We start from the raw sequence: 1,233 nt of genomic DNA on the forward strand, positions 1-1,233 counted from the left end.
ACTGGCCCCCGTAGCCTGCTCCCCAAAACTTTCCGGATAGGCTCTAAGTTGCCAGAACCCTGCCGACTAACCGTCAACGCCCACGGGAACGCCGCCCGCAACATCATGCGCCTCGGCCGGGAGAAAGCCCAGCGCCGGGGCACCGCCGTCTGAGTCCAGTCGTGTCAGTCCTCAGGCGTCACCACGATCCGGCTCACGTCCTCACCGAGCCGCACGAAGTGCTTCGCGTTCAGGGTGACCAGCGCCCCGGCCCCTGAGCGCAGCGCCGCCTGCGCGATCAGGGTGTCGTACACCGCGCCGCCCTGCAGCCCGAGATCCTGGCAACGGGTGACCGCGGCCAGGTAGTCGCCCGCCTCCAGGGGCAGCACCGTCCAGGTCTCGGCAAGGCGCGCCAGGACCTGTCGGACCTGGGCGGGCGAGTAGCGGAGCTTCGGGTGGCCCGTCAGCACGGCGTAGGTCTCGGCGAGGCTATGGGCGCACAGCGCTGGCTGCCTTGCCGCCTGGATCTGCTCGTCGGCCCAGGTGAATCGCGGGTGCGCCCTGGCGTGCGCGGCGACGATCGCGCTGGTGTCGAAGACCGTCACCACTCGCCCATGACCTCACTGAGCCGCTCGTCCCGCAGGTCTTCGACAGGGTCGCCGGTGATGGTGTGCTGCGCGTCGAGGATGAGTCGGCCACGGTGCTCCACGACCTGAGCGGGGCGAGCGGTGGGGCGCAGGTGCAGCGCACCGCCTTCAACTTCGACCTCCAGGTGTTCGCCAGCCCTGAGGGCCAGGGCTTCGCGGATGGCTTTCGGGATCAGCACCCGGCCAAAGCGATCAATTTCCAGGTGCAACGTCATACTTGGCATTTTAGACTATTTTTTGCCAAAATTGATGAACGGTACGGTTTCGGGAGCTCTGGGGCCGGTCATACCGTGCCTGCCAGCATGACTGGGCGTAGTCTGGTCCAAAAGCCGGACGGGTTCAGGGCACGACCCGGCTCAGGTTGGCACCCACGGGTTGGTACCGGCGGTGGGGCGCTGTGGCGCAGGGATGCCGCCTGTGGGAGACGGGTTCTGGCAACTTAACGCTGAGGTTCTGGCAACTTAACCTGAGTGACGCCGGAGTAGCGCAGCAGGTGGCTTGAGAATCAAGCCACCTGCTGCATCGCCTTTCGCAAGCGGAGAAGAGCTGCGGATTGATGGCTTTGGAGTGAACCCAATCGGGCGGACCGCGGGGCAAGTCACGTCTG

Annotated in this window: 2 protein-coding genes; both read right to left on the reverse strand. The window is 66.0% G+C overall.

Translation table 11 applies throughout. The features are described 5' to 3' along the window. Positions 1 to 164: 164 nt before the first annotated feature. Entirely contained in the window at positions 165 to 584 is a 420-nt protein-coding gene (locus tag QOL99_RS17120) for a type II toxin-antitoxin system VapC family toxin (protein WP_285525604.1), read from the reverse strand. Next, positions 581 to 841 carry an AbrB/MazE/SpoVT family DNA-binding domain-containing protein gene (locus QOL99_RS17125; protein ID WP_285525606.1) on the reverse strand — a complete coding sequence of 87 codons (261 nt, stop codon included), beginning with the start codon at positions 839 to 841 and terminating at the stop codon, positions 581 to 583. Before QOL99_RS17125 ends, QOL99_RS17120 begins: the two co-directional genes overlap by 4 nt. Positions 842 to 1,233: the final 392 nt, after the last annotated feature.

The organism is Deinococcus rhizophilus (assembly GCF_030271215.1).
GTDB lineage: Bacteria > Deinococcota > Deinococci > Deinococcales > Deinococcaceae > Deinococcus > Deinococcus rhizophilus.